The sequence below is a fragment of the Streptomyces sp. NPDC008125 genome (assembly GCF_042957125.1).
In the GTDB taxonomy this organism is placed as follows: Bacteria; Actinomycetota; Actinomycetes; order Streptomycetales; family Streptomycetaceae; genus Streptomyces.
In genome coordinates this window covers 151,797-172,788 of the sequence record NZ_JBIBHR010000009.1, presented here as the reverse complement: position 1 = coordinate 172,788, position 20,992 = coordinate 151,797, and the positions used below count along the sequence as shown (strand labels likewise).

Below are 20,992 nucleotides of genomic sequence, written 5' to 3'. Positions count from 1 at the left end.
GGGTGCCGAAGGCCTCTCCGCGCGCGCGGAGGGACGCGCAGAGCCGTACGGCGACGAGAGCGGCCCCGAGCCCCGCAGGGAAGAACGGAAAAGCCCCGCCGTCCGGTGGACAACCGGGGGCGGGGCTTCTCTTCGTACGGGGCGTACCCGGTCGTCAGCGCAGCCGGGCCATGAGGGCGTGCTCGACGAGGGTGATGAGGGCGCTCTTGGCGTCCGAGCGGTGGCGGGCGTCGGTGGTGAGGATCGGGGTGTCGGGTCCGATCTGGAGTGCTTCTCGTACTTCGTCGGGGGTGTAGGGCTGGTGTCCGTCGAAGCCGTTGAGGGCGATGACGAAGGGGAGGCCGCTGTTCTCGAAGTAGTCGACGGCGGGGAAGCAGTCGGCGAGGCGGCGGGTGTCGACCAGGACGACGGCGCCGATGGCGCCGCGTACGAGGTCGTCCCACATGAACCAGAAACGGTCCTGCCCGGGGGTGCCGAACAGGTACAGGATCAGGTCCTGGTCCAGGGTGATGCGTCCGAAGTCCATGGCCACCGTGGTGGTGGTCTTGTCCCCGGTGTGGGTCAGGTCGTCGATGCCCGCCGAGGCGGACGTCATCACGGCTTCGGTGCGCAGCGGGTTGATCTCCGAAACGGCACCGACGAACGTGGTCTTACCCACGCCGAAGCCCCCTGCCACCACGATCTTCGCCGAGGTGGTGGAGCGGGCCGCTCCGCCGCTAGAGCTTGCGAAGTCCACTGAGCACCCTTTCGAGCAGTGTCACATCTGGCTGACCGCCGGCGGTCTCGTCGCCGCCGGGCTGATGGATAGCGACGAGTCCGGCCTCGGCCAGGTCGGCGACGAGGATCCGGGCAACGCCGAGCGGGATCGAGAGAAGGGCCGAGATCTCGGCCACCGACTTGATCTCGAAGCAGAGCCGGCAGATCCGCTGGTGCTCGGGCAACTGCCCTTGCAGCCTCGACGGATCGGCCGTCGTACTGACCAGCGCCTCGATGGCGAGCTGGTAACGCGGTCGTGTCCGACCACCGGTCATGGCGTACGGACGGACCAACGGATTGTGAGCGGCGGGCGCCGGCCGTGCGGGCCGCGGAGCCGGCTGTGCCACCGGCTGGATCCGGGGCGCCGGGGCGTCGAACCGCTGCGGCGGCTCCTGCCGGGGCTGCCACTCGGACTGCTGCCGCTGGGACCACTCCGGCCCCGGCTGCTGAGGCCAGTCGGCACCGCGCGGGTGCTGCTGCTGCACGGGCTGCTGGGGCGCCGCATACGGGTCGTAACCCTGTACGCCGCCCGCGCCGCTCGGCGTGGAGGGGAAGTCGAAGCGGTTTTCCCCGTGCTCGTCCGGAACCCGCTGACTGCCGTCATACGGGTGTCCGCCTGTGGGTGCTGCCACGTCTCCTCCTCCTGCTGCCATTCGCCGATCCCAGTGGGGCCGCGCCACCGCACCCTATGGCGCGGTGACGAGAAACGCACTGTCCGTCTCCTTAGTTGAGAAGACTTCCCTGGAGTTCGGCGCGCAGATCCGGCGTCAGGACACCGCCCGCGCGGTCCACCAAAAGTGCCATTTCGTACCCAACCAGACCGATATCGGCGTCCGGGTGGGCCAGAACAGCAAGTGAAGATCCGTCAGAAATCGACATGATGAAGAGAAATCCTCGCTCCATCTCCACAACGGTCTGGTTGACGGCGCCGCCCTCGAAGATCCGGGAGGCACCTGCGGTCAGCGACGTCAGACCGGAGGCGACGGCCGCCAACTGGTCGGCGCGGTCGCGCGGGAACCCCTCGGACATGGCCAGCAGGAGTCCGTCGGCGGAGACCACCACCGTGTGCGACACCCCGGGGGTGCTGTCCACGAAGCTGGTGATCAACCAGTTGAGATTCTGCGCCGCCTGGCTCATCGGGCTCACACTAACGCTCCTGGTTGTAGGTATTACTGGTGTCCGACCCCTGCTTGCGCCCCTGCTGGATGCCGCGCCGCAGGTTGCTCAACCTGCCGCGGATGTCCTCGGGCGCACGGGAGACCTGTGGGCCGCCCTGCTGGGTCTGCTCCGCGGTGCCCTCGACCAAGTTGGCCTTGGGCACGCGCCGGGGAAGCCCCGAGAGGGTTATTCCGCCGGCCTTCGGGTCCCGGAGCCTCTCGGCCCGCTCCCAGCGCTCGTCGTTGGTCGAACGCCAGTCGTCCGTGCCGTTGCCGTCCTGCGGTTCGGCGGCCGACGGGGACTCCTGCCGCTGGGGTCGGTCGGCCGCCGCGGGCCGGTCGCCGACCGGTCCGTTGGGCTGCCAGTGCTGCTGCCCGCCCCGGCGCGGGAGCCCCGCGTCGGTCATGTCGTGACCCGCGTTCGCGGTGGGACCCGAATGATCGAAGCCTACGCGCTCGGGCGTCTCCTCGGGAGCGCTGGGAGCGGATTCCGTTTGTTCCTGGCCGGAGGTGTCGTAACCTCCCTGGAAACCGCCCTGTTCAAGCCACCCGTCCTGCTGGGACTGATCACCGAGTGGCGCGAACTGGTCACCGTACGAAGGCTGTTGCGTGTCCGGAGTCGCGTACGCCTGTTCCGCATAGCCGCTTTGGGGAAGCTGCTCGGCGTCCGGCCGGTAGCCCGCGTCCGGGGCGTACGGCTCGTACGCCGCCGAGTGGGCGGTCTGCTCGAAGCCCTGCTGCGGCTGCTCGAAGGAGCCCTGCCCGAAGGAACCCTGCTCCGCCGGGCCCTGCCCGAAGGAACCCTGCTCGAACGTGCCCTGCGGGTAGCCGTTCTGGTCGTACGAGGCCTGCTGCTCGTAGCCGGACGGCGCGTAGCCGTTCTGCTCGAAGCCCTGCTGGGTGTCCGGGCCATCGGCCTCGCCACCCGCGCCGCCCTGGAGGGACTGCTCGCCACCGGTGTGGGCGGCCTCCAGCGCGGCCCGGCGCTCCTCGCGCATCAGCGAGCGTCCCACCGGGTCGAGCGCGGGCGACTCCCCGTCGTAGCGCGAGTCGTCGAAGCCGAGTTCGGCCGCCGTGCGCATGCCCGAGAGCTGCGGGGCGGGAGTGAAGGGCTGCTCCTGCTCCGGGATGATCGACGAGACCGTGAAGCTGTCCGGCTCGGCGGCCGGTTCGCCGCCGCCACCGTGGGTGATCGCGTCCGGCAGCATCACCAGGGAGGTCGTACCGGCCTGCTCGCCCGAGGGACGCAGCTGGACCCGGACGCCATGGCGGTCGGAGAGCCGGCCGACCACGAAGAGACCCATCCGCTGGGAGACCGCCGCGTCCACGGTCGGCGGGTTGGCCAGCTTGTGGTTGATGTCGGCGAAGTCCTCGGCGGTGAGGCCGATCCCCTTGTCGTGGATCTCGATCATCACGCGGCCGTCCGGCAGCCGGGTCGCGGTGACGCGGACCTTGGTCTGCGGCGACGAGAACACCGTGGCGTTCTCCAGCAGCTCCGCCAGCAGGTGCACGAGGTCGGTCACGGCCTGGCCGTGGATCTCGGTGTCCGGAACCCCGGTGAGCTCGATGCGCTCGTACGACTCCACCTCGGAGGAGGCGGCGCGGAGCACGTCCACCAGCGGCACCGGCTGGTTCCACCGGCGGCCCGGCTCCTCGCCGGCGAGGACCAGGAGGTTCTCGCCGTTGCGGCGCATACGGGTGGCCAGGTGGTCCAGCTTGAAGAGGCTCTCCAGCTGGTCCGGGTCGGCCTCGTTGTTCTCCAGGCCGGTGATGAGGGTCAGCTGGCCCTCGATGAGCGACTGGTTGCGGCGCGAGAGGTTGGTGAAGATCGCGTTGACGTTCCCCCGCAGCATCGCCTGCTCGGAGGCGAGCCGGACGGCCTCGCGGTGCACCTGGTCGAAGGCGCGGGCGACCTCGCCGATCTCGTCACTGGTGTTGATCGGGATGGGCGTGACGCGGGTGTCGACCCGGCCCGGCTCGGTCCGCGACAGCTGGTCGACCAGCGACGGCAGACGCTGCTCGGCGACCTCGAAGGCGGCGGTGCGCAGCCGGCGCATCGCCCGGCTCATCTGGCGGGCCATGAATCCGGCCACGACGAACGCGGCGAGCAGGGCGACGACGACGATCGAGGCGTTGACGATGGCGTCGGCCTTGGCGTCGGAGGAGATCTGTGCGGCCTCTTCCACCGCCTTGTCGACGAGCTCGTCGGTGACGGTGGCGTACCCCTCGAACTTCGCGGTGGCGGCGGCCGTCCAGGTCTCCGGGGTGATCCCCTTCGCCTTCAGCTCGGACGGCGACAGCCCCCGGCCGATCTGCGCGGCCATTCCGTCGAAGACGGAGCCGTCGACGCTGGGCGGGGTCACGAACGGCGCCCCTGCCGCGTCGGCCTGCTCCTTCGCTGCCTTCAGCTGCGCGGCGCCTTCGGCGGCCTTGCCGGCCATGACCTCCTTGAGGCGGTCGACGTCCGTCTGGGTACCACCGGAGTTGAACTCGCCGAGGGCGATCTGCTCCAGGTAGTTGTACGAGCCGAAGGCCTTGACCTGGGCGTTGAAGGTGTCCTCGTCCTCGCTCGGGCGCACCAGCAGGTGAAGCCCGATCGAGCGCTGGAGGGACTCCGCCGCCTGCGAGAGTTCGAGGGCGTAGACCGTACGTCCGTAGCTGGTGACGTTGCCGGTTCCCAGGCCGAGCTCGTTGGCGAACTCCATCAGCGAGTGCTGGACCTGGGTGTAGCCCTCCTCGGTCTTCACCGGGTCCAGGCTCTTGGTGTACGCGGCCTTCCGCAGCGCGGCGAGCTTCGGCTCCTCGCTCCTGAAGAGCTTCAGCCGGCGCTGGAGACCGGGCGTCCGCGGCATGTTCGCCACCGCTGCGGTGAACCCCGAGGCCGCGGTGTCGGTGGCGGCGCGGGTCTGCGTCACGACCGAGGCGCTGGACTCCTTGGCCAGGAGCGGCTGCGCGGTGAGGTCGCGCTCGTTCAGCAGCGCCTGCCCGTACACGGAGGCCGAGCGCACGACGAGAGCGGTCTTCTCGGCGTCCTGAGCCTCGTTCCAGGTGTCGATCGACCCCTTCACCTGGAAGCCGCCCATGGTGAGGCCCACCAGCGCGGGGATCAGGAGGATCGCGTTCAGCCGCGTCGCCACACGCCAGTTGCGCGGGGACAGCTTGCTCGTGCTGCCGACGGGCGATCCGTTGCCGGCCGCGTCCGCGCGGCCGGCGCGCTCCCCGGGGGATACAGCGGTCCGCGGCGGCGTGAAGTTGCCCCGCTCCGGCTGCGTCGGGGAGCCCTCGTTGCTTCGCCTCACTCGACCAACAACCTCTCGGCGTCGGCACCTACGTTGTGCCGGTAAATTCGTTCAGGGCCGTACTACTCGGGAGTTCGCCGCATTCCAGCATGGGGACCTGCCGCGTTCCAAACACTCGGGCCCGATCGGCCGGAGTGGCGCAGGCCTCAGATAAAACGGGCATAAAGAACGAGCCCCGCCAAAAGGCGAGGCTCACATGAGCGGAGCGGCACCGCGCGGATGCGTCGGGTGTCGGACCACGGGAAATTCTCTGTCGAAACGTTATGAACGCGGGGGCGGATCGTGTCGAAGGACACAGGGGCCACCCCCGCGTGACTACGGCAACTTGCCTATGTCAATACCGACTTATGCCTACTTCAGCCGGGCCATGAGGGCGTGCTCGACGAGGGTGATGAGGGCGCTCTTGGCGTCCGAGCGGTGGCGGGCGTCGGTGGTGAGGATCGGGGTGTCGGGTCCGATCTGGAGTGCTTCTCGTACTTCGTCGGGGGTGTAGGGCTGGTGTCCGTCGAAGCCGTTGAGGGCGATGACGAAGGGGAGGCCGCTGTTCTCGAAGTAGTCGACGGCGGGGAAGCAGTCGGCGAGGCGGCGGGTGTCGACCAGGACGACGGCGCCGATGGCGCCGCGTACGAGGTCGTCCCACATGAACCAGAAACGGTCCTGCCCGGGGGTGCCGAACAGGTACAGGATCAGGTCCTGGTCCAGGGTGATGCGTCCGAAGTCCATGGCCACCGTGGTGGTGGTCTTGTCCCCGGTGTGGGTCAGGTCGTCGATGCCCGCCGAGGCCGACGTCATCACGGCCTCGGTGCGCAGCGGACTGATCTCCGAAACGGCACCGACGAACGTGGTCTTACCCACGCCGAAGCCCCCTGCCACCACGATCTTCGCCGAGGTGGTGGAGCGGGCCGTACCGCCGCTAGAGCTTGCGAAGTCCACTGAGCACCCTTTCGAGCAGTGTCACATCCGGCGTTCCGCCGGCCTCTCCGTTGCCCGGCTGGTGGATGGCCACCATGCCGGCTTCCGCCAGGTCCGCGACCAGGATCCGGGCCACACCGAGCGGCATGGACAGCAGAGCCGAAACCTCGGCCACCGACTTGACCTCGCGGCAGAGGTGGCAGATCCGCTGGTGCTCGGGCAGCAGCGTTCCCAGGTGCGCGGGGTCGGCCGTCGTACTGACCAACGCCTCGATGGCGAGCTGGTAACGCGGTCGTGTCCGACCACCGGTCATGGCGTACGGACGAACCAGCGGCTGGTCGCCCTCCCCGTCGTACGACGCGTGGTGCAGAGCGCCGTACGGATCGGGTGAGGCGGGTGGCGGGGTCATGAATCCTCCGGGCGTGACAGCGAAGTGTCTACTCGCCGTCTGCAAGGGGCCGGTGGGGGCGGTGAGCGGCCGGACGAGTGAGGGTGGTGGGCAGTACCTGAGGAGATCCCGAGAGATCCCCGCTGCGTGGCCGCCTAGTGGAGCAGACTTCCTTGGAGCTCGGCGCGCAGGTCGGGCGTGAGGACGGTGCCGGCACGGTCGACCAGCAGAGCCATTTCGTAACCGACGAGACCGATGTCGGCCTCGGGGTGGGCGAGAACAGCCAGCGACGAGCCGTCCGAGACCGACATCAGGAACAGGAAGCCGCGCTCCATCTCCACCACCGTCTGGCTGACGGCGCCGCCCTCGAAGATCCGGGAGGCGCCGGCGGTCAGCGAGGTGAGCCCGGAGGCGACCGCGGCCAGCTGGTCGGCGCGGTCGCGCGGGAATCCTTCGGACATGGCCAGCAGGAGTCCGTCCGCCGACACCACCACCGTGTGCGACACCCCGGGGGTGTTGTCCACGAAGTTGGTGATCAGCCAGTTCAGATTCTGCGCGGCCTGACTCATGGGGCTCAACTAACGCTCCTGCTGGTGAGTGGGGCCGAGTTGGAAGCTTCCGGACGACTGGCTGTTCGCCTGCCGACCCTGCTGGATGCCCCGGCGGAGATTGGTCAGACGCCCGCGCACGTCATCGGGCGCACGCGAAACCTGAGGTCCGGACTGGTGATTCTGCTGCTGAGCGGTACCCGGAACCAAATTGGCACGCGGAACCCGCCGGGGAAGCCCCGAAGTGGTGACACCGCCCGCGGCGGGCTTCTTGACCCGCTCGGCCTGACGTACGAGTTCGTCGTTGGGCGAAGGCCGCCACGGACCGGTCGGGCCCGCCTCACCGGAGGAGCGCCGGGGTGCCGCCGGAGCCGGGGTCCCGCCGGGCTGTGAGGGAGCCGCGTCCTCCTGCGGCCGGCCGCCCTGCTGCGGACCGTGGAACCAGTTGGTCTCCAGCGTGTCGTACAGCGGGGTGCGGCCGTCGCCCGGACCGGCCGGCGGCAGCGCCTCCGGCGTGGACCGGCGCGGCGGCAGCGAGCGCTGGGACGGCTCGTCGGCCGGAGCCGGACGCGGCACGCCCTGCTCGCCGCCGTTGCCGTACTGGCGCGGAGCGGGCAGCCCCTGGTCCGGAGCCCCGAAGTCGGGACGGGCGAACTGAGCGGTGCTCGCGGGGTCATGCGGCTGCGGGACCCGCGGCGCGGAGAAGTCCGGGCGGGCGAACTCCGAGGTGGCGCCGGGCCCCTGGCGGTCGTCGCCCGGAGTGCGCCGGTTCAGCGGGGAGTTGAAGTTCCGGTTGGGTACGGGACCCGTCGGAGCGGCGAACTGGCCCGTGCCCTCGGCCTCTTCGTGCCCGCGCGGCGCGTCGGCGGGCCCGCGGCGCTGCGCGCCCCGGTCCTCCACGCCCCAGGTGGTGGTCTGCGGCTGCGGATGCTGCGGCTGCGGGTTGCCCCCGGGCAGCTCGGCCCGCGGACCGCCGGGCGGCGGCAGCTGACGGCCGGGCCCGGTGGGCTGCTGGAACCCGCCCTGCCCCGGACCGCCCTGGCCGCGCTGGGGCCGCATGCCCTGCTGGTTGCCCAGGCCCTGGTTCTGGCCGCCCATGCCCTGGCCGCCCATGCCCTGGCCGCCCATGTTCTGGCCGCCCATGCCCTGGCCGAACGCAGGCCGGCCGCCCTGGTCCGTGCCCTGGCCGAACTGACCGGCGGGCGCGCCCTGGTTCCCCTGGACGGACTGGTCGTTCTGGTAGTTCTGGCCCTGCCACTGCTGCTGCGGTCCGGTGGAGCCGAACACGTCCTGCCGCACGGGCCGGCCGCCCTGCTCCGGCTGGGTCATCGGGGCCTGCTGGGCCGGGGCGCCGTGCCCGAAGAGGTTCGTCCCGTCCTGCTCCGCACCGCCCTGCGCACCGCGTGCGCCCAGCCGGGCGCCGCCGCCGAGGGCGCCGCCGCCCTGCCGCTGCGGCTCGGGCCGCCCGAAGTCCTGCGGGCCCTGCGGGCGACCGGCCTGCGGTACGGACGGTCCGCCGGGCTGCCGCTGGGGTCCACCGGCCTGCGGGCCGGACTGCTGGGAGCCGCGTGCCGTGGTGTCGCGCGAAGGCAGTGCCGCACGCGGACCGGAACCCGCGCCGACCTGGCCCCGGACGGGCGCCGAACCTGCGAGCCCCTTGGCACCGGCCTGCGGACCGCCGAGACCGGCGCGCGGAGCACCGGCGCCGCCGAGCAGACCGCCGGGCGCGGCGTTCTGGCCCCCGCCCTGCTTGGGCGGCGGCTGCTTGCCACCGTGCGCGACGTCCACGGGCAGCATGACGAGCGCCGTGGTGCCACCGGAGTCCGAGGGCCGCAGCTGGATGCGGATGCCGTGACGGAGGGAGAGCCGGCCGACCACGAACAGACCCATGCGCCGGGAGACCGACACGTCCACGGTGGGCGGCGAGGCGAGCCGCTCGTTGATCGCCGCGAGGTCCTCGGGCGAGAGGCCGATACCGGTGTCGTGGATCTCGACGAGCACCCGTCCGTCCGGCAGCGCGTGACCGGTGACCCGGACCTTCGTCTGCGGCGAGGAGAACGACGTGGCGTTCTCCAGCAGCTCGGCGAGGAGGTGCACGAGGTCGTTGACGACCCGGCCGGCCACTTCGGTGGCCGGCACCGCGGCCAGTTCGATGCGCTCGTACTGCTCCACCTCGGAGGCGGCGGCGCGGAGCACGTCGACCAGCGGGACGGGGCGGGTCCAGCGGCGGCCCGGTTCCTCACCGGCGAGGACGAGGAGGTTCTCGCCGTTCCGGCGCATACGGGTCGCGAGGTGGTCGAGCTTGAAGAGCGAGGAGAGCTGGTCCGGGTCGGCCTCGCGGGATTCCAGCTCGGAGATGAGCGAGAGCTGGCGCTGGATGAGGCCCTGGCTGCGGCGCGAGAGGTTGGTGAACATCGCGTTGACGTTGCCCCGGAGGAGGGCCTGCTCGGCGGCGAGGCGGACGGCCTCGCGGTGCACGTCGTCGAAGGCCGCGGCCACCTGGCCGATCTCGTCACGGGAGTGGACACCGACGGACTCGACGGAGGTGTCGACGTCCTGCGGGTCGGTCTCGGAGAGCTGGCGGACGAGCTCGGGCAGCCGGTCCTGGGCGACCCGGGTCGCGGTGTCCTGGAGGCGTCGCAGCGAACGGATCATGGACCGGGCCACGACGAAGGCGCCGACGAGCGAGACGCCGAGCACCAGCAGGATGATGGCGCCGTTGAGGATCGCCTCGCGCTGGGAGGCCTCGCGCAGCTCGCGGGCCTTGCCCTCCATGTCGCTGAGGAGGGTGGCCTCGATGGTCTCCATCGCCTGGATCTTGGTGGAGCTCTGGTCGTACCAGTCGAGGTAGGAACGCGGCTTGCGCCCGCTCAGGCCGACCGTGGTGTCGAGCACCTGCTTGGCGTAGGTGTTGGCCGCCTGGATCTCGGGGTTGCCGCTGGTCAGCGGCGCCGTGAGGTCGGACGCGCTGTTCCCCGTGGCCGCGTAGATGGTCTCGAAGGAGTTCATCGCCAGGCTCTCCTTGCGGAGCGCGTTGCGACCGAACTGCTTGTCGTTGTCACTGAGGTTGGTCTTCGAGCTGTTTCCGCCCGGCAGCGCGGCGGCGATGATCGCCCGCTGCACCGAGGCGTACTCCTTGGCGGAGGAGAAGGCCGCCAGCGCACGGGTGCGCTTGATCATCTCGGGGCTGGAGGTCGCCTGCGCCATGTCCTGGGAGAGGCTCAGCAGCGAGGTGATCAACTGGCTGTACTGGTCGATCGTGTTGACGCTCGGGGAGCCCTTGGCGTACGCGGTCTTGCGGATGTCGCGGATCTGCCCGAGCTGCGTCGCGATCATGTTGACGCTGGCGTGGATGCCTTCGAGGGCCTCGTCGCCCTGGGTGTCCCCGATGGCCATGGTGGCGTCGAGGAAGGCGTCCTTCGCCCGGTCCGTCTTCTTCCGGGGTTCGGTGACCTTGTAGTTGGTCGCCTTCACGCCGTTGGAGAGCGGCCCCGCCGACTCGTCGCGCTCGACCTGCAGGGCCTGCGCGAGCGCGGTGGCCTGCTTGGTCATCTGCGTCAGCAGCTGCATGTGCTCCAGCTGCTGGATGTCGTTCATCGACTCGTTGATGCGGAGTCCGCCCAGCGAGGTCGCCGCGACCACGGGGAGTGCCAGGAGGGAGACCAGGCGGGTGCTGATGCGCCAGTTACGCAGGGCTACGCGTGAACCCGTGCTCACCGGGTCCCGGGGTTTCGCCGCCGCTGCCGGTTCGGGGCTGTCGGTCGTCGTGGAACCCGGGCGCGCGGTCTGCTCCGCGCCGTCGCCGGCGCCCGCCGACCCGGGGTTCTGGGCGTGCTGGGGGGAGGAGCCGCGGTCGGTCCCGCCGCGCGGCTCCTGTTCCGCCGGAGCACTGCCATCCCTCTTGAAACGTCCCTGCACTAGCGTCGCAACCTCTGGACCAGGCGTCCCCCCGCATGCGCGGCGGTGACGGTGTCGGCGTCGTGGGGCGCTGGACGCGCCCCATGGTGGTCGTTGAACGACCGGCGTTCTTGAACCCCCTCCGCCGCACTCGGCGCTGCGTTGCGCCCCTGCGCGCCGGTCTCTACCCGCGGCGGTGCGTGGAATTCCAGCACAGTGCCGGACCTCCAACAAGGCCCGTGGGTTCCCCGTGGGCAGGTGTCACAGGGCGTGATGGCGGCGTGACCTGCCGTGCAGCGTGTTCGTGCGGAAAGTGGATCATTACGGACAGGTCAGTCGGACGAGTGTGGTGTCCCAGTCCTGATGATCAGGAGCGGAATGGTGCATTCAGTGATGCAATGTCCGTTTTCATTCGCGTGATCATCATTCCGATATGCGCTATTTGTGGTGCTGGTCGTGAGCAAACTCACATGATGATCGCCGTCTCATCCGGGGTAAGGCCGGGAATCCGATGTTTAGCCTGACGCTTTACTGGGATGGCGAACCCGACCAACTGGGCGCACCCCGGGGTGCGCCCCCCGGCGACAAGGTCCTCACGGCAGATGAACACGACGCAGTCCCGCAAGCTCGCCAACCCCCGGCGCACCACGCTGGCGCACCTCACGGACGCCTCCACGCCGAGTTCTCCCGAGCTCTCCGAGCGGCCCGAGTACACCACCGCGCTGCCCACGCGGACGGCCAACCCGCGCCGCACCGTCCTCAGGTAGGCACCCCCCGCCGGGAGTCCGGCCGACTCGCTCGTCCCGCCGTCCGCACCTTGCGGAGGGGCGGCGACGATCCGCCGGACACTCCCCGGTCCCCGCACGGCGAGGCGATAGCCTGGAGCGTCAGTCTTCAGCCAGCCAGCAAGTGAGGGGCGACAGCACCCGTGCGCATCGCCAGGTTCTCCATCGACGGCAATGTCGCCTTCGGCGCCGTCGAGGGTGAGGGCACCGTGGAATCCGGTGGCCTCGTCCTCGACATCATCAAGGGCATTCCGTACGCCGACTTCGAGCTCTCCGGCACCAAGGTCCCGCTGAACAAGGTCAGGCTCCTGCCCCCCGTGCTCCCCAACAAGGTCGTGGCCATCGGCCGCAACTACGCGGAGCACGCCGCCGAACTGGGCAACGAGGTCCCGGACGTCCCGGTCGCCTTCTTCAAGCCCACCACCTCGGTGATCGGCTCCGGCGACGCCATCGAGTACCCCTCCTTCTCCGACGAGGTCCACTACGAGGCCGAACTGGCCGTGGTGATCGGCCGGATGTGCCGCGAGGTCCCCCGCGAGCGCGTCAAGGACGTCGTCTTCGGTTACACCTGCGCCAACGACGTCACCGCCCGTGACGCGCAGAAGCGCGAGAAGCAGTGGGCCCGGGCCAAGGGCTTCGACACCTCCTGCCCGCTCGGCCCCTGGGTGGAGACCGACCTGGACCCGTCCGACCTGACGATCCAGGCGACGGTCAACGGCGAACAGCGCCAGCTCGGCCGTACGAGCGAGATGATCCGCTCCATCGAGGACCTGGTCGTCCACATCACCGAGGCGATGACGCTCCTCCCCGGCGACGTCATCCTCACCGGAACCCCCGCGGGGGTCGGCCCCCTGCACGTCGGCGACGAGGTCGCCGTCACCATCGAAGGCATCGGCACTCTCACCAACAAGGTGATCAAGCGTGGTTAACGGATCTTCCCCCCGTGTCCGGTTCTGCCCCTCCCCGACCGGCAACCCCCACGTGGGCCTGGTCCGGACGGCTCTCTTCAACTGGGCCTTCGCCCGGCACAACGAGGGCTCGCTGGTCTTCCGCATCGAGGACACCGACGCGGCGCGCGACTCGGAGGAGTCGTACCAGCAGCTGCTCGACTCGATGCGCTGGCTCGGCTTCGACTGGGACGAGGGCCCCGAGGTCGGCGGCCCGCACGCCCCGTACCGCCAGTCGCAGCGGATGGACGTCTACCGCGACGTCGCCGAGAAGCTGAAGGCCGGCGGGTACGCGTACGACTGCTACTGCACCACCGAGGAGCTCGACGCCCGCCGCGACGCCGCCCGCGCCGCCGGCAAGCCGTCCGGGTACGACGGCCACTGCCGCGAGCTCACCGCCGGGCAGGTCGCGGCGTACGAGGCCGAGGGCCGCGCGCACATCGTGCGTTTCCGGATGCCCGACGTGCCGCAGACCTTCACCGACCTGGTGCGCGGCGAGCTGACCTTCCAGCCGGAGAACGTGCCGGACTACGGCATCGTCCGCGCCAACGGCGCCCCGCTCTACACGCTGGTCAACCCGGTCGACGACGCGCTGATGGAGATCACCCACGTCCTGCGCGGCGAGGACCTGCTCTCCTCCACCCCCCGCCAGCTCGCCCTGTACGCGGCCCTCACCGAGCTGGGCATCGCCAAGGCCACACCGGTCTTCGGCCACCTCCCCTACGTCATGGGCGAGGGCAACAAGAAGCTGTCCAAGCGTGACCCGCAGGCCTCCCTCAACCTCTACCGCGAGCGCGGCTTCCTCCCCGAGGGGCTGCTCAACTACCTCTCGCTGCTGGGCTGGTCGATCGCCGAGGACCGCGACATCTTCTCGATCGAGGAGATGGTGGCGGCCTTCGACATCGCGGACGTCAACGCCAACCCGGCCCGCTTCGACCTCAAGAAGGCCGAGCACATCAACGCCGAGCACATCCGCCGGCTCGATGTGAAGGACTTCACCGACGCGTGCGGTCCCTGGCTGGCGGCGCCGTACGCGAACTGGGCCCCCGAGTCGTTCGACGCGGAGAAGTTCGCCGAGATCGCGCCGCACGCCCAGACCCGGGTGACCGTCCTCTCCGACATCACCGCCAACGTCGACTTCCTCTTCCTCGACGAGCCGGTCGAGGACGAGGCGTCCTGGACCAAGGCGATGAAGGAGGGCTCCGACGCCCTGCTGACCACCGCCCGCGCCAACCTGGCCGACGCCGAGTGGAACGCCGAGGCGCTGAAGAGCGCCGTCCTGGCGGCGGGCGAGGCCCACGGCCTCAAGCTCGGCAAGGCCCAGGCCCCGGTGCGCGTCGCCGTCACCGGCCGCACGGTCGGCCTGCCGCTCTTCGAGTCCATGGAGATCCTGGGCCGCGAGAAGACCCTGTCCCGGGTGGACGCGGCTCTCGCGAAGCTCACCGCGTAGCGCGGCGCCGTACGCACGTCCCGAGGGGCGGACCACCGGAAGTTCCCCGGCGGTCCGCCCCTCGGGTGTTCCCGGGCCTCCCAGGCCCCTTCGCGCGGTCTCGCGCGGCCCTTTGGCCGGTTCTCGCCGAGTCGGGCCCGAGAAGGGCCGGTAGCGTGGCGTACATGCCGATCCGCGCGGTGCTCTGGGACGTCGACGACACGCTCTTCGACTATTCCGGCGCCGACCGTGTCGCCATGGCGGCGCTGCTGGAGCTGGAGGGGCTGCCCGGCGGCTGGGCCACCCCCGACGAGGCGCTGGACGGATGGCGGGCGCTCACCGCCCGCCACTGGGCGCGGTTCGCCGCGGGGGAGACGGACTTCGAGGGGCAGCGCAGGGACCGGGTGCGGGAGTTCCTGGGGCGGGACCTGGAGGACGCGGAGGCCGACGCGTGGTTCCGGCGGCACGCGGCCCACTACGAGGCCGCCTGGAGCCTCTTCCCCGACGTGCTCCCGGTCCTCGACCTGCTGGACGGCTACCGCCACGGAGTCCTGTCCAACGCCGGTGCCGTACAGCAGGACCGCAAACTGAGCGCGCTGGGCGTACGCCACCGGTTCGAGGCGCTGCTCTGCGCCGTGGAGCTCGGTGTCTCCAAACCCGATGCGGGCGCCTTCCACGCCGCCTGCGAGGCGCTCGCCCTGGAACCGCACGAGGTGGCGTACGTGGGGGACGAGCCCGACATCGATGCCGCCGGCGCGGTCGCGGCCGGGCTGACGGGGATCTGGCTGGACCGGGCGGAGCGGGGCGGCAGGGCCGATCTCGTACGGATCACGGGCCTCCACCAGCTGCCCGGGGTGCTGTCGCGGGATACCCGTTTTGGAGCGTCGGACACCTTCGGGTAATGTTCTTTCTGCGCCGCCCGAGCGGGCCGAAAGATCCGGCCGGGAAGCGCAGACAGAGACAAAGCCTCCAGAGGTTGCGTTTCAGTGGGCTATGGTGTAATTGGCAACACTACGGTTTCTGGTACCGTCATTCTAGGTTCGAGTCCTGGTAGCCCAGCGCAAGACCGAAGTCCGCAGGACTTCAAGGAACAAGCCCCCGTTGTGTAGCGGCCTAGCACGCTGCCCTCTCACGGCAGTAGCGCCGGTTCGAATCCGGTCGGGGGTACAGATCCTTCCCGCGGGAACATTCCGGGTCGCACCCGATGTTCTTGATGCAGGATCGCTAGGGCCCCCGTTGTGTAGCGGCCTAGCACGCTGCCCTCTCACGGCAGTAGCGCCGGTTCGAATCCGGTCGGGGGTACGTACCACACCATGGGCTATGGTGTAATTGGCAACACTACGGTTTCTGGTACCGTCATTCTAGGTTCGAGTCCTGGTAGCCCAGCGCAAGACCGAAGTCCGCAGGACTTCAAGGAACAAGCCCCCGTTGTGTAGCGGCCTAGCACGCTGCCCTCTCACGGCAGTAGCGCCGGTTCGAATCCGGTCGGGGGTACAACTCAGCAGCAGGGATAGGCCCTTCACTTCGGTGAGGGGCCTTTTTCGTGTACCCGCACGACCTCGGCGAACCGGACGCCCCGGACGCAGGATGCCCAACACCCTGGGCCGGCCCGGCCGTTCACCCGGACATGAAGAAGGCCGCCACGACGCTGGGGCGGCCAGTGCGAACAAGAGCGGAGGCAGAAGCAGAAGCAGAAGAGATGACGCGGTGACAGCGGGCCGGGGGACGGTCGGTGGAGGGGTTCAGCCGCGACGCAAAGCCTCGCTGAGACGGGCGGCCGAGTCGATGACCGCCTGCGCGTGCATCCGGCCCGGGTGGCGCGTCAGTCGCTCGATCGGGCCGGAGATGGAGACGGCGGCCACCACCCGGTTCGACGGTCCGCGCACCGGTGCGGAGACCGAAGCCACGCCCGGCTCGCGCTCACCGATCGACTGGGCCCACCCCCTGCGGCGCACCCCGGAGAGGGCCGTCGCGGTGAACCGCGCGCCCTGAAGACCCCGGTGAAGGCGCTCGGGCTCCTCCCAGGCCATCAGGATCTGTGCGGAGGAGCCCGCCTTCATGGTGAGCGTGGAGCCGACCGGCACGGTGTCCCTGAGCCCGGAGAGCCGCTCGGCAGCGGCCACACAGATACGCATGTCGCCCTGACGACGGTAGAGCTGGGCGCTCTCGCCGGTGATGTCGCGCAGGTGGGTGAGCACGGGTCCGGCCGTCGCCAGGAGACGGTCCTCGCCGGCCGCCGCCGCGAGCTCGGCGAGCCGCGGGCCGAGGATGAACCGGCCCTGCATGTCCCGGGCCACCAGGCGGTGGTGTTCGAGTGCCACGGCCAGTCGGTGGGCCGTGGGGCGAGCGAGACCGGTGGCCGCGACCAGCCCGGCGAGGGTGGCCGGACCGGACTCCAGTGCGCTCAGTACGAGTGCAGCCTTGTCGAGTACGCCGACGCCGCTAGAGTTGTCCATACGACGATATTCGCGTCTCACTCTGTGAAACGCAAGTTCAATTTTCTCCAGAAGTTGCGAACCTGTACCGGCGGCCGTACGACGGCCCGCAGCCGCCGCCCCGCTCGGGGGAGGCGTCCCGCACGGGACCGGGACGGTGGCGCACCGAATCTCTAGTTGGGCCGGCGAGGACGCCGGTCGGAGGGAAAGCGATGGGTAGGACACTCGCGGAGAAGGTCTGGGACGACCACGTCGTCCGGCGCGCAGAGGGCGAGCCCGACCTCCTCTACATCGATCTGCACCTGCTGCACGAGGTGACCAGCCCGCAGGCCTTCGACGGGCTGCGGCAGGCCGGACGCCCGGTGCGGCGCCTCGACCTCACCATCGCCACCGAGGATCACAACACCCCGACCCTCGACATCGACAAGCCGATCGCCGACCCGGTCTCGCGCGCCCAGCTGGAGACCCTGCGCAAGAACTGCGCGGATTTCGGCGTCCGTCTGCACCCGCTCGGTGACGTCGAGCAGGGCGTCGTGCACGTGGTCGGCCCCCAGCTGGGTCTGACCCAGCCCGGCACCACCGTCGTCTGCGGCGACTCGCACACCTCCACCCACGGAGCCTTCGGCGCCCTGGCGTTCGGCATCGGCACCAGCCAGGTGGAGCACGTGCTGGCCACCCAGACGCTGCCGATGGCCCGCCCGAAGACGATGGCCATCACCATCGACGGCGAACTCCCCGAGGACGTCACGGCCAAGGACCTCATCCTGGCGATCATCGCCCGGATCGGCACCGGCGGCGGCCAGGGCTACATCCTCGAATACCGCGGCTCCGCCATCGAGAAGCTCTCGATGGAAGCCCGGATGACCATCTGCAACATGTCGATCGAGGCCGGCGCCCGCGCGGGCATGATCGCCCCGGACGAGACGACCTTCGCCTACCTCGGCGGCCGTGCCCACGCCCCCCAGGGCGAGGACTGGGACGCCGCCGTCGCGTACTGGAAGACCCTGCGCAGCGACGACGACGCCGTCTTCGACGCCGAGGTGGTCATCGACGCCACCGGGCTCGCGCCGTTCGTCACCTGGGGCACCAACCCCGGCCAGGGCGCTCCGCTCTCCGCGCACGTCCCCGATCCGGCTTCGTACGAAGACGCTTCGGAGCGGTTCGCCGCCGAAAAGGCCCTGGAATACATGGGGTTGACCGCGGGGCAGCCGCTCCGCGAGATCGGTGTGGACACCGTCTTCGTCGGCTCCTGCACCAACGGCCGTATCGAGGACCTGCGCAACGCGGCAGCCGTCCTGGAGGGCCGCAAAGTCGCCGACGGCGTACGGATGCTGGTCGTCCCCGGCTCGGTCCGGGTCGCCCTGCAGGCGGTCTCCGAGGGCCTGGACAAGGTCTTCACCGAGGCCGGAGCCGAATGGCGCCACGCGGGCTGCTCGATGTGCCTCGGCATGAACCCGGACCAGCTGGCGCCCGGTGAGCGTTCCGCCTCCACCTCGAACCGCAACTTCGAGGGCCGGCAGGGCAAGGGCGGCCGGACCCACCTGGTCTCCCCGCAGGTCGCCGCCGCCACCGCGGTGCTCGGCCACCTGGCCTCGCCCGCCGACCTGTCCGACGACCGCACGCCTGCCGGAGTCTGAGAACCATGGAAGCTTTCACCACGCACACCGGCCGGGCCGTCCCGCTGCGCCGGAGCAACGTCGACACCGACCAGATCATCCCGGCGCACTGGCTGAAGAAGGTCACCCGCGACGGGTTCGAGGACGGCCTCTTCGAAGCCTGGCGCAAGGACGAGAACTTCGTCCTCAACCGCCCCGAGCGGCAGGGCGCGTCGGTTCTGGTGGCCGGCCCCGACTTCGGTACCGGCTCCTCCCGTGAGCACGCCGTCTGGGCCCTCCAGAACTACGGTTTCAAGACCGTGATCTCGGCCCGGTTCGCGGACATCTTCCGCGGCAACTCGCTGAAGAACGGCCTGTTGACCGTCGTTCTCGACCAGGCCGTCGTGGACGCGCTGTGGGAGCTGACCGAGGCCGACCCCACCGCCGAGGTCACCGTCGATCTGGAGGCCCGCCAGGTCCGGGCCGAGGGCATCGAGGCCGCCTTCGAGCTCGACGAGAACGCCCGCTGGCGTCTGCTCAACGGGCTGGACGACATCAGCCTCACCCTTCAGAACGAAGCGGACATCGCGGCATATGAGGTGGCAAGGCCGACCTTCAAGCCGCGTACAATTGAGGTCTGAGCAGCGCTTTTCCAGACTGCGCCCCCTGCCTTCGGGTAGGGGGCGCAGTGGCTTGTTGAGACCCTGTCGGGCGACAACTCGCCCCAGATGGCACAATCGGTGCATGGAAGGCGACAACCAACTCAAGCTCTATGGCCAAGTCGCCGACCAATTGAAGGAAGCGCACGGAAGGGTGCGCGCACTGCAAGTCCCGGAGGGCGTAAGGATGGCGCTGTCCCGGAAGCTGTTGGCCGTCACGGCCACGGCGAAGCACGATCTCTCAGGCGCGGCAAGGCGCCTGGACCGGTTGATGAAGGACCTCGATGAGGGCCGATTCCCCGAAGGTGACTGACTCCGCGGAAGTCCGCGCCAGTCGACTTCGTTGCGGCACTAGGGTGATTAGCCCGTTTCGTGTTTGATTTGCGGTATATATCTGCCTAACGTGCGAAAACGCTTGAACACTTTCGTTCTGGCAATGTCTCCGAAGGGGAAGACGTGAACAAGGCACAGCTCGTAGAAGCGATTGCCGAGAAGGTCGGCGGTCGTCAGCAGGCCGCGGACGCGGTGGACGCGGTACTGGACGCGATCGTCCGCGCCGTCGTGGCCGGAGACCGTGTCTCGGTCACCGGTTTCGGCTCGTTCGAGAAGGTCGACCGCCCGGCGCGGTACGCCCGCAACCCGCAGACCGGCGAGCGCGTCCGGGTCAAGAAGACCTCGGTGCCCCGCTTCCGCGCGGGTCAGGGCTTCAAGGACCTGGTGAGCGGCTCCAAGAAGCTCCCGAAGAACGACGTGGCCGTCAAGAAGGCCCCCAAGGGCAGCCTCTCGGGCGGTGCTTCCACCCGTACGACCACCAAGGCCGCGGCCAAGAAGGCCACCGCCCGCAAGGCCGCGACGGCGAAGAAGACCACCGCCGCCGCGACCACGGCGAAGAAGGCCACCGCCACGCCCGCCAAGAAGGCGACCACCCCCGCAGCGGCGAAGAAGACCACGGCGGCCGCGAAGAAGGCGGCCACGCCGGCGAAGAAGACCGCCGCCGTCGCGAAGAAGACGGCCCCGGCCAAGAAGGCCACGGCCAAGAAGGCGCCCGCCAAGAAGACCACGGCGCGCACCACCACGGCCAAGAAGGCCACCGCTCGCAAGAAGTGAGACCGAGCACCCGCTCGCTCTCGCACGACGCGCCGGGCCGGGTTCCCCTCGGGGAGCCCGGCCCGCGGGCTGTCCGGGAGCCGGGCGGAGTCCCGGCGGGTGCCCGCCCGTTCGGCCGAACGGGCCCTGTTCAGAAGGTCTGCAGGGTCACCAGGTCGATCCGGAGCGAGGCACCCTCGCCCGAACCCTCGATCCGCACCCGCTGACCGGGGCGGAGCAGCCGCAGGCCGCCCGCGTCGAACGCGGCCGCCGGGAAGTCCACCGGGGTGCCGTCGTCGAGCAGCACACTGCCGCTGCGGGTCTCGGGGTCGTACGTGTACGCGGTCGCCTGCATGGGCCGCAGCCTATCGCCCGGGGGGCCCGCACCGCGTGGGCCCGGCGGCCGGGCGGGGAACGCCCCTCAGCCGTACCGCGTCCCGCAGTTCCCCCGTACGCGGCCCCACGCCCAGGGCCAGCGCCACCAGCAGGTCGTCCCCGGTGTCCACGTCCCGGCGGACCGAATCCAGCCCCTCGGGCGGCACCTCCCGCGCACCCGACGCGAGATGCCGGGTGCGCGAAGGACCGCCGAAAGCGGGACGCAATTCCACTCCGGGGGCGGCCGAGAGAAATGTCGTCCCGATTCCCGCGGCATCCGAAAGGAATGTCCGGGGAAATCCGGAAGAGAATTCGAGGACCCGCGACAATTCCGAGGGGCGCAGTGCGGGGAGGTCGGCGTTGAGCGCCGCGACCGGAGCCGACGGCCTGACGGCACGCGCCAGCCCCGCGCCGTACGCGAGCGCCGCGTTGAGTCCGGCGGCCGGGAAGTCGGGTACGACACGGGCTCCCAGCGCGGCGAGACGGTCGGCCGCCACCGCGTCGTCCGTGACGACCACCACATCGCGCACGTCCGAGCAGGAGAGCGCCGCCGCGACCGTGTCCTCGGCGAAGGCCAGGGCGAGTCGGGGCCGCAGCGCGTCGCCCAGCGCGTCCCGCAGCCTGCTCTTGGCGTACGCCAAGGGCTTCAGCGGGACGACCAGGGACCAGCGGCCGGCCGGGTCGGTGTTCGTGGCGATCTCCCCCTCCGTGAACGTCGGCCCCC

General features: G+C 70.2%; 19 protein-coding genes and 5 tRNA genes. 13 read left to right on the top strand and 11 right to left on the bottom strand.

Features of this window, described 5'->3' with window-relative positions:
* Nucleotides 1–154: 154 nt before the first annotated feature.
* The 8 genes from ACFZAX_RS17545 to ACFZAX_RS17510 all read right to left on the bottom strand — a co-directional run bounded on the left by ACFZAX_RS17545 (nucleotide 155) and on the right by ACFZAX_RS17510 (nucleotide 10,978).
* Complete coding sequence (locus tag ACFZAX_RS17545; protein ID WP_148021028.1) at nucleotides 155–736, bottom strand: ATP/GTP-binding protein; 582 nt, start codon at nucleotides 734–736, stop codon at nucleotides 155–157.
* Nucleotides 717–1,388: a DUF742 domain-containing protein gene (locus ACFZAX_RS17540; protein ID WP_390962452.1), complete on the bottom strand. Its 672-nt coding sequence runs from the start codon at nucleotides 1,386–1,388 to the stop codon at nucleotides 717–719. Before ACFZAX_RS17540 ends, ACFZAX_RS17545 begins: the two co-directional genes overlap by 20 nt.
* A gap of 91 nt (nucleotides 1,389–1,479) precedes the next feature.
* Entirely contained in the window at nucleotides 1,480–1,893 is a 414-nt protein-coding gene (locus tag ACFZAX_RS17535) for a roadblock/LC7 domain-containing protein (protein WP_266709517.1), read from the bottom strand.
* Between the two features lie 10 nt (nucleotides 1,894–1,903).
* Nucleotides 1,904–5,212, bottom strand: a complete 3,309-nt coding sequence (locus ACFZAX_RS17530) for a nitrate- and nitrite sensing domain-containing protein (RefSeq protein WP_390962451.1) — start codon at nucleotides 5,210–5,212, stop codon at nucleotides 1,904–1,906.
* A 351-nt stretch (nucleotides 5,213–5,563) separates the two neighbouring features.
* Nucleotides 5,564–6,145 carry an ATP/GTP-binding protein gene (locus ACFZAX_RS17525; RefSeq protein WP_266709547.1) on the bottom strand — a complete coding sequence of 194 codons (582 nt, stop codon included), beginning with the start codon at nucleotides 6,143–6,145 and terminating at the stop codon, nucleotides 5,564–5,566.
* Nucleotides 6,126–6,533 carry a DUF742 domain-containing protein gene (locus ACFZAX_RS17520; protein WP_266709549.1) on the bottom strand — a complete coding sequence of 136 codons (408 nt, stop codon included), beginning with the start codon at nucleotides 6,531–6,533 and terminating at the stop codon, nucleotides 6,126–6,128. Before ACFZAX_RS17520 ends, ACFZAX_RS17525 begins: the two co-directional genes overlap by 20 nt.
* Before the next feature lie 134 nt (nucleotides 6,534–6,667).
* Nucleotides 6,668–7,081 (bottom strand): roadblock/LC7 domain-containing protein, encoded by a 414-nt coding sequence (locus ACFZAX_RS17515; RefSeq protein ID WP_323180487.1) that lies wholly within the window; start codon nucleotides 7,079–7,081, stop codon nucleotides 6,668–6,670.
* 9 nt (nucleotides 7,082–7,090) lie between these two features.
* A complete protein-coding gene (locus ACFZAX_RS17510; protein ID WP_390962450.1) occupies nucleotides 7,091–10,978 on the bottom strand; it encodes a nitrate- and nitrite sensing domain-containing protein in 3,888 nt (1,295 codons plus the stop codon).
* Nucleotides 10,979–11,559: 581 nt separating this feature from the next.
* Between ACFZAX_RS17510 and ACFZAX_RS17505 the strand changes: the two genes are divergently transcribed.
* The 9 genes from ACFZAX_RS17505 to ACFZAX_RS17465 all read left to right on the top strand — a co-directional run bounded on the left by ACFZAX_RS17505 (nucleotide 11,560) and on the right by ACFZAX_RS17465 (nucleotide 15,612).
* Nucleotides 11,560–11,724, top strand: coding sequence for a hypothetical protein (locus ACFZAX_RS17505; RefSeq protein ID WP_390962448.1), 165 nt, complete (start codon nucleotides 11,560–11,562; stop codon nucleotides 11,722–11,724).
* Nucleotides 11,725–11,885: 161 nt separating this feature from the next.
* Nucleotides 11,886–12,671: a fumarylacetoacetate hydrolase family protein gene (locus ACFZAX_RS17500; RefSeq protein ID WP_390962447.1), complete on the top strand. Its 786-nt coding sequence runs from the start codon at nucleotides 11,886–11,888 to the stop codon at nucleotides 12,669–12,671.
* Nucleotides 12,664–14,139: a glutamate--tRNA ligase gene (gene gltX / locus ACFZAX_RS17495; RefSeq protein WP_390962446.1), complete on the top strand. Its 1,476-nt coding sequence runs from the start codon at nucleotides 12,664–12,666 to the stop codon at nucleotides 14,137–14,139. Before ACFZAX_RS17500 ends, gltX begins: the two co-directional genes overlap by 8 nt.
* 164 nt (nucleotides 14,140–14,303) lie before the next feature.
* Nucleotides 14,304–15,020, top strand: a complete 717-nt coding sequence (locus tag ACFZAX_RS17490; RefSeq protein ID WP_390962445.1) for an HAD-IA family hydrolase — start codon at nucleotides 14,304–14,306, stop codon at nucleotides 15,018–15,020.
* 85 nt (nucleotides 15,021–15,105) lie between these two features.
* Nucleotides 15,106–15,177: transfer RNA gene (locus ACFZAX_RS17485), tRNA-Gln, on the top strand.
* Between the two features lie 35 nt (nucleotides 15,178–15,212).
* A tRNA-Glu gene (locus tag ACFZAX_RS17480) sits at nucleotides 15,213–15,285 on the top strand.
* A gap of 62 nt (nucleotides 15,286–15,347) precedes the next feature.
* A tRNA-Glu gene (locus tag ACFZAX_RS17475) sits at nucleotides 15,348–15,420 on the top strand.
* Between the two features lie 12 nt (nucleotides 15,421–15,432).
* Nucleotides 15,433–15,504: transfer RNA gene (locus tag ACFZAX_RS17470), tRNA-Gln, on the top strand.
* Nucleotides 15,505–15,539: 35 nt separating this feature from the next.
* A tRNA-Glu gene (locus ACFZAX_RS17465) sits at nucleotides 15,540–15,612 on the top strand.
* Between the two features lie 248 nt (nucleotides 15,613–15,860).
* On the opposite strand, the gene ndgR is transcribed toward ACFZAX_RS17465, so the two are convergent.
* Nucleotides 15,861–16,574, bottom strand: coding sequence for an IclR family transcriptional regulator NdgR (gene ndgR / locus ACFZAX_RS17460; RefSeq protein WP_275491887.1), 714 nt, complete (start codon nucleotides 16,572–16,574; stop codon nucleotides 15,861–15,863).
* Nucleotides 16,575–16,765: 191 nt separating this feature from the next.
* On the opposite strand from ndgR, the gene leuC reads away from it, so the two are divergent.
* The 4 genes from leuC to ACFZAX_RS17440 all read left to right on the top strand — a co-directional run bounded on the left by leuC (nucleotide 16,766) and on the right by ACFZAX_RS17440 (nucleotide 19,914).
* A complete protein-coding gene (gene leuC / locus ACFZAX_RS17455; RefSeq protein WP_390962443.1) occupies nucleotides 16,766–18,190 on the top strand; it encodes a 3-isopropylmalate dehydratase large subunit in 1,425 nt (474 codons plus the stop codon).
* 5 nt (nucleotides 18,191–18,195) lie between these two features.
* On the top strand, nucleotides 18,196–18,789 hold the full coding sequence (gene leuD / locus ACFZAX_RS17450; protein ID WP_390962442.1) for a 3-isopropylmalate dehydratase small subunit: 594 nt from the start codon (nucleotides 18,196–18,198) through the stop codon (nucleotides 18,787–18,789).
* 103 nt (nucleotides 18,790–18,892) lie between these two features.
* Nucleotides 18,893–19,120, top strand: a complete 228-nt coding sequence (locus ACFZAX_RS17445; RefSeq protein WP_327178200.1) for a hypothetical protein — start codon at nucleotides 18,893–18,895, stop codon at nucleotides 19,118–19,120.
* Between the two features lie 143 nt (nucleotides 19,121–19,263).
* Nucleotides 19,264–19,914, top strand: a complete 651-nt coding sequence (locus tag ACFZAX_RS17440; protein WP_390962441.1) for an HU family DNA-binding protein — start codon at nucleotides 19,264–19,266, stop codon at nucleotides 19,912–19,914.
* Nucleotides 19,915–20,044: 130 nt separating this feature from the next.
* Here the strand turns inward: ACFZAX_RS17440 and ACFZAX_RS17435 are convergent, their stop codons facing one another.
* Entirely contained in the window at nucleotides 20,045–20,248 is a 204-nt protein-coding gene (locus ACFZAX_RS17435) for a hypothetical protein (RefSeq protein ID WP_327178202.1), read from the bottom strand.
* 10 nt (nucleotides 20,249–20,258) lie between these two features.
* Nucleotides 20,259–20,966: a 2-phospho-L-lactate guanylyltransferase gene (cofC, locus tag ACFZAX_RS17430; protein WP_390962602.1), complete on the bottom strand. Its 708-nt coding sequence runs from the start codon at nucleotides 20,964–20,966 to the stop codon at nucleotides 20,259–20,261.
* Between the last annotated feature and the right edge of the window lie 26 nt (nucleotides 20,967–20,992).